The sequence below is a fragment of the Geoalkalibacter sp. genome (genome assembly GCF_030604225.1).
Lineage (GTDB): Bacteria > Desulfobacterota > Desulfuromonadia > Desulfuromonadales > Geoalkalibacteraceae > Geoalkalibacter.
This window is the reverse complement of sequence record NZ_JAUVWH010000148.1, coordinates 1-7,395: the sequence shown is the minus strand read 5'-3', so window position 1 is coordinate 7,395 and position 7,395 is coordinate 1. Positions and strand designations below refer to the sequence as shown.

Here is a 7,395-nt window from a genome sequence, read left to right as displayed (position 1 = left end):
TGGAAGGAGCGATCTGAGGTGGCGAAGCTGCGAGTGCTTTATGAGCGCTTTACCTCCTGCTGCGGCTGTCAGCTGAGTCTGCTCAACTGCGAGGAGGAACTGGCGGCGCTGGCGGAGGGCGTGGAACAGGTGGCCTTTCCCATGGCCTCTTCAGCGCCTGACGATGGCAAAGCTCTCGATGTCGCCCTGATCGAAGGCTCGGTGTCGGCGCCCGAGGAAATTCGCCGTCTCATGGCCTTGCGCCGGCGCGCGACCTGGTTGGTGGCGGTCGGCGCCTGTGCCCTGAGCGGCGGGATCAACGCCCTTGGCAGCGTGGATCGCGGCATTTTGTGCGCGCGAGTCCATGGCGAGGGGGGCCCCTGCCTTGAGGTGTTTCCGCCCCAGCCCCTGCAGCGCTTCGTGACCCTGGATCTTCACGTTCCCGGCTGCCCGCCCGAGGCAGGAGAACTGCTGGGTGCCTTGGGGGCCCTGCTGCGGGGTGGATTGCCGGCGCTGCCCGACTATCCGGTGTGCATGGAGTGCCGCCTGCGGGAAAACCTCTGCCTGCTCAAGGAACGGCAACTGCCCTGTCTGGGGCCGGTGACCCGCGCCGGCTGCCAGGCGCGCTGTCCGAGCGTCGGGGTGGCGTGTGAAGGCTGTCGGGGCTGGGCGGCGGAGGCCAACCGCGGCGAGGAATTTCGCTTGCTCCTGGACCTGGGCCTGGGCGAGGGCGAAATTCGCCGGCGCATGACCCGTTTTGCCGGAGGGGATCATGAAACGTCTGTGTCTTGAACCCCTGACCCGCGTCGAGGGCCACGGACGGATCGAACTGGAGCTGGAAAACGGGCGACTGAGTGCCGCGCGCGTCGCCCTGACCGAATCCCCACGCTTTTTTGAAGGCTTTCTGCCGGGGCGCCCCGCCCTAGAGGTGCCGTCCCTGGTCTGCCGCATTTGCGCCATCTGCTCCGGTGCTCATCGCGTGGCCGCGGTTCGCGCTTTGGAGCAGGCCTGGCAGGTGGACGTTCCGCCGGTCGCCGCGCGGATTCGCGAACTGCTGCTCCTCGGCGGCCTCATCGAGAGTCATGCCCTGCATCTGTTCTGCCTGATCCTGCCCGATCTCCATGCCGCGGACAGCATCCTCGCCCTGCTGCGGCAAGACCAGCGGATTGCCCGCCGCGGGCTGGCGCTCAAGGCCTTCGGCAACCAGGTGCAGGAACTGGCCGGGGGCCGGGTGATTCATCCCATCAATGTGGAGCCGGGCGGCGTCTTGTTCTTTCCTGAACCCACCGCGTTGGCCCGCCTGGCCGAGGCGGCCGCGCGCTGGCAGGACGAGCTGCCGGAGTTGCTGGCGGTGTTCGGCGAGGCACAGCGCTTCCCCACCGCGGCCGCGCCCGTCGGCCGCAGTCTTTCCCTCGCGTTCTCCGGCGCCCTGAGCCTGAGCGGCGAGCGGCTGCGCGTGGCCGGGCTCGGCGACGCCGATGCGGCTCACTACGGGCGGTTCATCCAGGAGCAGACCCTGTCCTATTCCCATGCGCGCCGCTCCCTGTGCCAGGGCGCCCCCTTGCTTGCCGGCGCCCTGGCCCGCGCCAACAACGGTTTTCATCCTCCTGCGCCCGATGCGGCGGGGCCGACGGGCATCCATGCCAACAACTGGTGTCAGGCCCGAGAGCTTGGTCAGGCGTTGGCGCAGGTGCGCACCCTGGCCGAGCACCTGTCGGCGGAACCTCGGGAGGTCTCCTTGCGCGCGGCGGTGCGCGTCGGTCCCGGCACCGGCACCGGTCTGGTGGAGGCGCCGCGGGGGCTGCTGATCCATCATTACGGCGTGGATGACCTGGGACGCATCGCCGCGGTCGATATTCTCACCCCGACGGCGATCAATCAGGCGGCCATGGAGGCGCAACTGTTGGCGGATCTGGCGGACGTCCAGGACGAGGCGGCGCTGTCGAGCGCGGCCGAGCGCATCGTGCGGGCCTATGACCCCTGCATCAGCTGCGCGGTGCACGTGCTGCGGAGGTGATCGCCTAAAACGGCGTGCGGGCGAAGTGGCGCTTGGTGGCGTCCTGCAGCTTGCTCACCGCGTTGAAGGATTCGCGCAGCAAGTCCTGCTCGGTCTTCGACAGGTTGTGGGGATTGAGATGGTGGCTTGGGGGCTGGCCCTGGTCGAGCATGATCAGTTCGTTGCGCAGCCGCAGAAAGCTCAGGGCCTCGAAGGCGGCGCGGATGTGCTCGGCGGTTTCCGCGGAAAAGACGTTGCGTTTGACCAGCGCATCGAGGCGCTCAAGGGTGGTGATTTCCGTGAGCTCGCGCTCCAGGGCGAACATGCGCACGCAGTCGACGATGTACACTGTTCCCCCGTGCTTGAGGGACAACTCGCCCTTGTGGGGTCCGCTCTTTTCCGTCAGAAAGCGTCCCAGCAGGCCGACGGGCACGCGGTAGCGCAGATCGAGCGACATCATGTGATAGAGAAAGCCCTGGAAGGAGCGGATCTGCTGATGCACGATCTCGCGCAGATCCTGGGCCAGGGTGCCGTCCCCCGCCATGGGCACGAAGTCGAAGAAGATGGAGGAATAGCGCACCTTCTGCGGCTCGGGCTCATTGACCCAGTCGTGAATGCGCGCCCGCCAGTCGCGCAGCCGCCCGCGCCACAGGGGATTGTCGACCATCACCTTGCCGGTGCACAGCGGATAGCCCACCTCATCCAACGCCTTGACCAGCCTTGCGGCCAGGGGCACGAAAAAGGCCTCCACCTCGGCCAGGCGCTCATCGGGAAAATCCTCGAAAATAAAGCCGTTGTCCTGATCGGGATGGAGCAGCATCTCGCGTCGTCCGCCGCTGCCCATGATGAGAAAGCAGTAGCGGACGTCGGGCTGGGCCATGCCTTCGGCCAACATCTGCTCCAGGCACAAATCGAAGGCGCGGCGAATGATGGTGTGGTGAATGTAGGAGAGAATCTCCATGACATCGGGCGTCGCGCGGGTCTCGGAGAGCAGGGTGCGCGCCACGGTGGCGATTTCGCGCCGTACCGCGGCCAGGGCGGCAAAGTCCTGGGCCTGGCGCGCGTTGCCCACCAGGAGCATGGCTTTCTGGCTGCGAAAACGCATGAGGTCGCGCAGGGTGACGATGCCCACCACCTCGCCGCGATCGAGCACCGGGAGGTGCCGTAGGCGGTGCGCGGTCATGAAGGCCATGGCCTCGAACATATAGGTATCGGGCGACAAGCCATGCACCTGGGGCGTCATCACCGCGCCGGCGGTGAGGCTGTCGGGATCGCTGTCCCGGGGCGCCAGGGCCTTGGCCACCAGGTCGCGCTCGGTGATGATGCCCTGCAGCCGGCCCTCGGCGTCCAGCACCAGGATCGCGCTGATCCCGGCTTCGGTCAGGCGTCGCGCCACGTCGCGGGCGCTGTCCTCGGGACGACAGGTGACGGCGGGCGAGGACATGATCTCGGAGAGGCGCTTCTTGAAGGGATAGGCCTCCATCTGGGTGAGGGCCTTCTGGGAATGATCCGCCACGATCTCCCCGTACAGGTTGCGCACCCGCGACAGCACGATGCGCGTGAAATAGGCGCTGATCTGCGGAAATTCGCGGGCCAGCGTACGGATGCTTTCGGCGGGAATCAGGTAGCAATCGGTCTTGCGCACCGTGCGCGCCCCGGCACTGTAGGGGTCGTCGGAGAAGATCGGGGTGGCGCCGAAAAACTGGCCTTCCTGGCGGTAATCGACAACCATTTCCACGCCGCCGGGATTCATCAGGGTGATCTCCACCAGCCCCTCGCGGATGACGTAGAGATAGCCCGTGGGCGGTTCGCTCTGGTGGAACACATAGGTGTTGGGCGGAAAGCTGCGCAGCTGAGCCACGCGTTGCAGATCCTCGAAGAGTGCCGCGGGCAGGTGATTGAAGGGTTCGGCTTCCTTGAGCTGCTGGCTGAGGCCCATGAGCGGGGGATCGTTTCCCAAAAGTGTGCGTGCCTACGATGAAACGGCTCTCCAGGGTCTGCGGAGAGCCGAACGATGAAAACGCTCTTATTTTATCATGGAGCGCACAAAGAGCAACGGATTTTTTCATCCCCGAAGTGACAGCCCTGCTTTTCGCCCCCCATGGAATCGAAGCGTCCGGCCAATTCCTGCGCCGCTGATAAAATGTCGAAGACGGACGGCAGGCGGCCTTTGCGCCGCCCACGGCCTTGCGTTCCTCTCGAACTGAGCTTTACTTGTCTCTGTTGGTTTGCTCGGTACTTCTTTAAGGGGTGATTTACGTCTCATCAGTCCCGATGAGAAACCCCATTAACAACGCTGCGGTTGCAGCCGACCATCAACGAGGCGAGCATGATGAAGAATCGTATGTTCCTGACAGCAGCATTGGCGGGTGTCCTGGCTTTGTCCCTGGCGCCACCGGTCGCCGCGAGCGAGGTTTCCACCAACATCAGCAAACCCACGGGTGCCGCCGGCATGGGCACGGTCGGCGTCGGCCAGCCGCGCTCCAATCAGTTCTGGTGGCCGGAGCAACTCGATCTTTCGCCGCTGCGCACCCAGAATGCGCGTTCAAATCCCTTCGGAGCGGATTTCACCTATGCCGAAGCCTTTAAGACCCTTGATCTGGACGCGGTCAAGAAAGATATCGATGCGCTGCTGACCACCTCGCAGGACTGGTGGCCGGCGGATTTCGGCAACTATGGCCCGCTTTTCATTCGCATGGCCTGGCACAGCGCGGGCACCTACCGCACCCTGGATGGCCGCGGCGGGGGCGACGGCGGGCAGATGCGCTTTGATCCCCTCAACAGCTGGCCGGACAATGCCAATCTGGACAAGGCGCGCCGCTTGCTGTGGCCGGTGAAGCAAAAATACGGCGCGGCTCTGTCCTGGGCGGATCTGATGATCCTGACCGGCAACGTCGCCTTGGAAAATATGGGGTTTGAAACCTATGGCTTTGCCGGTGGTCGCATCGACGATTGGGAACCGGACCTGGTCTACTGGGGTCCCGAGGTGACCATGCTGGCCAGCGAACGTCATGAAGAAGACGGCCTTTTGCAAGCCCCCCTGGGTGCGACCCACATGGGGCTGATCTACGTCAATCCCGAAGGGCCCCTGGGCCAGCCCGATCCGGTCGGTTCGGCGAAAGACATTCGGGTGACTTTTGGGCGCATGGCCATGAACGATGAAGAGACGGTGGCCCTGATCGCCGGCGGTCACACCGTTGGCAAGATGCACGGCGCGCACAAGCCGGGTGATTGCCTGGAACCCGAGCCGGCGGCGGCTTCGCTTGAAGAGCAAGGCTTGGGCTGGAAGAACAAATGCGGCCGGGGTCATTCGGAAGACACCATCACCAGCGGCCTGGAAGGCGCCTGGACTCAGGCCCCGACCCAGTTCACCACCCTTTATCTGTCCAATCTGCTCAACAACGAATGGGAACAGACCCGCAGCCCGGGCGGTGCCATCCAGTGGATGCCCAAGGAGCAAAGCCTGCACACGACGGTGCCCGATGCGCATGTCGAGGGCAAGCGTCACCCGCCCGTCATGACCACGGCTGATCTCGCGTTGAAGTTTGATCCGGAGTATAAAAAGATTGCCGAGCGATTCCTCGCCAATCCGGAGGAATTCAAGCAAGCCTTTGCCCGGGCCTGGTACAAGCTGACCCATCGCGACATGGGACCGCGCGCCCGCTACCTGGGCGCGAATGTACCCACCGAGGAGCTTCTCTGGCAAGACCCGATTCCGGCGATTGATTACAAACTCATCAGCGCGGAGGATGCGGCACAGCTCAAGAATACCATTCTCCAATCCGGCCTCGCCGTCCCCGAACTGGTGCGCGTCGCCTGGGCGTCCGCCGCGAGCTTCCGCGCCTCGGACATGCGCGGCGGGGCGAACGGCGCGCGCATCCGGCTTGCGCCGCAAAAGGACTGGGCGGTCAATGACCCGGCCGAGCTGACCAAGGTTCTGGAGAGACTCGAAGCCATTCAGAAGGACTTCAATGACGCGGCCGCCGCGGGCAAGAAGGTGTCCATGGCGGATCTGATTGTGCTCGCCGGCGCCGCGGCGATCGAGAAAGCGGCCAAGGAGGCGGAGGTTGCCGTGGAGGTGCCGTTTACGCCGGGGCGCGCCGATGCGACGCAGGCACAAACGGATGTCGAGTCCATGGCGGTTCTTGAGCTTCAGGCCGATGCCTTCCGCAATTACTTCAACAAGGAAAAAAGCTACCGCTCAGCGACGGCAATGCTGGTCGACAGGGCGGATCAACTGAATCTGACCGTGCCGGAAATGATGGTGCTCATTGGCGGCATGCGCGCCCTCGATGCCAATGCCGGCGGCAGCAAGCACGGCGTTTTTACCGATCGGCCGGGGACGCTGACCAATGATTTCTTTGTGAATTTGCTGGATATGTCCACCAGCTGGCGCAAAGCCCAGGCCGATGACGTGTATGAGGGTGTCGATCGCAAGACCGGCGCCGTCAAGTACACCGCGACATCGGTCGATCTCATCTTCGGCGCGAATGCGGAGCTGCGGGCCGTTGCCGAGGTGTATGCCTTCGACAACTCAAAGGAACGTTTTGTGAAGGACTTCGTCAAGGTCTGGACCAAAGTGATGCAACTCGATCGTTTCGATCTGAAACACGACATCTGATCCCTGCCTCTTGTGGGAGCTGTGACCGTATCTGCGTCACAGCTCCCATTTCACAAAGATCATTCTCCCCGCCACGGCAGGTTTTTGAAAAAATCCCTTCCTCCTGGGTCGTTGCCGACAAGAGGGTTTTTTCCAGCGAGGTGCGTTGGCCCTGAGGTTCCTCAACTCGCCGAGGAGCCCTTCGGTCGTGGCGACTCATCGAGGCCGGCCGGGACATTGTGCAGTTTGCGCAGCACCTGATCGCTGCGTCGCAGGGATGTTTCGCTGATCCTGTCCGCCGTCAGGTTGGAAACGACGATGTTGATGAGAAAAGCCAGGGGACAGACGATGAGGGCCGAGGAGGTCGCGGGTAGCAGGCCCGTGGCGGTGAAGGCCGGCACGTTGAGAATCCAGCCCGTCATGGCCAGCAGGGTTAGGGCCAGGCCGAAGGTCATGCCGGCCAGCGCCCCGTATTTGTTGGCCCGCGAATACCAGACCGCCAGCACGCAGGCGGGAAATATCGTATTGCCGGCGATGGCGAAGGCCATGGCGACGATCTGGGCGATGAGCGCCGGCGGGTTGAGGGCGATGAGCACCACGATGGCGCAGAGCGCCGCGGTGAACAGGCGCCCGACCAGCAATTGCTGACTGTCGGTGCTGTTGGGCCGAAACACCGTCGCGTACCAGTCGTGAGCCACCGCCGAGGCGCCCGCCACCAGCAGCCCGGCCACGGTGGAAATGCCCGCCGCCATGGCTCCGGCGGCGAGATAGCCGATGAAGGCGATGCCCAGTTCCGCGCGTTCGGGGGCCGAGAGGATGA

Annotated in this window: 5 protein-coding genes; 3 read left to right on the top strand and 2 right to left on the bottom strand. The window is 64.2% G+C overall.

The window, feature by feature from the left end; all coding sequences use genetic code 11:
- Together QAT43_RS13315 and QAT43_RS13310 are read left to right on the top strand one after the other, a co-directional pair.
- Nucleotides 1-771 (top strand): hypothetical protein (locus QAT43_RS13315; RefSeq protein WP_331518040.1); only part of this gene is annotated, 771 nt, incomplete at its 5' end.
- The gene (locus QAT43_RS13310) at nt 752-1,996 is read left to right on the top strand and encodes a Ni/Fe hydrogenase subunit alpha (RefSeq protein WP_305043572.1); all 1,245 of its coding nucleotides are present in this window, start codon (nt 752-754) and stop codon (nt 1,994-1,996) included. The genes QAT43_RS13315 and QAT43_RS13310, both read left to right, overlap by 20 nt.
- A 4-nt stretch (nt 1,997-2,000) precedes the next feature.
- Here QAT43_RS13310 and QAT43_RS13305 read toward each other — a convergent pair whose 3' ends face one another.
- The gene (locus QAT43_RS13305) at nt 2,001-3,914 is read right to left on the bottom strand and encodes a putative nucleotidyltransferase substrate binding domain-containing protein (protein WP_305043571.1); all 1,914 of its coding nucleotides are present in this window, start codon (nt 3,912-3,914) and stop codon (nt 2,001-2,003) included.
- Nucleotides 3,915-4,307: 393 nt separating this feature from the next.
- Here QAT43_RS13305 and katG point away from each other — a divergent pair, with 393 nt between their 5' ends.
- The gene (katG, locus tag QAT43_RS13300) at nt 4,308-6,596 is read left to right on the top strand and encodes a catalase/peroxidase HPI (RefSeq protein ID WP_442900268.1); all 2,289 of its coding nucleotides are present in this window, start codon (nt 4,308-4,310) and stop codon (nt 6,594-6,596) included.
- A gap of 161 nt (nt 6,597-6,757) precedes the next feature.
- Here katG and QAT43_RS13295 read toward each other — a convergent pair.
- Nucleotides 6,758-7,395 (bottom strand): sodium:solute symporter family transporter (locus QAT43_RS13295; RefSeq protein WP_442900267.1); only part of this gene is annotated, 638 nt, incomplete at its 5' end.

Excerpts from the sequence above, each read along its gene's own strand:
- QAT43_RS13310 (WP_305043572.1), top strand. The coding sequence starts at position 752 with ATGAAACGTCTGTGTCTTGAACCCCTGACCCGCGTCGAGGGCCACGGA.
- QAT43_RS13305 (WP_305043571.1), bottom strand. The coding sequence starts at position 3,914 with ATGGGCCTCAGCCAGCAGCTCAAGGAAGCCGAACCCTTCAATCACCTG.
- katG (WP_442900268.1), top strand. The coding sequence starts at position 4,308 with ATGAAGAATCGTATGTTCCTGACAGCAGCATTGGCGGGTGTCCTGGCT.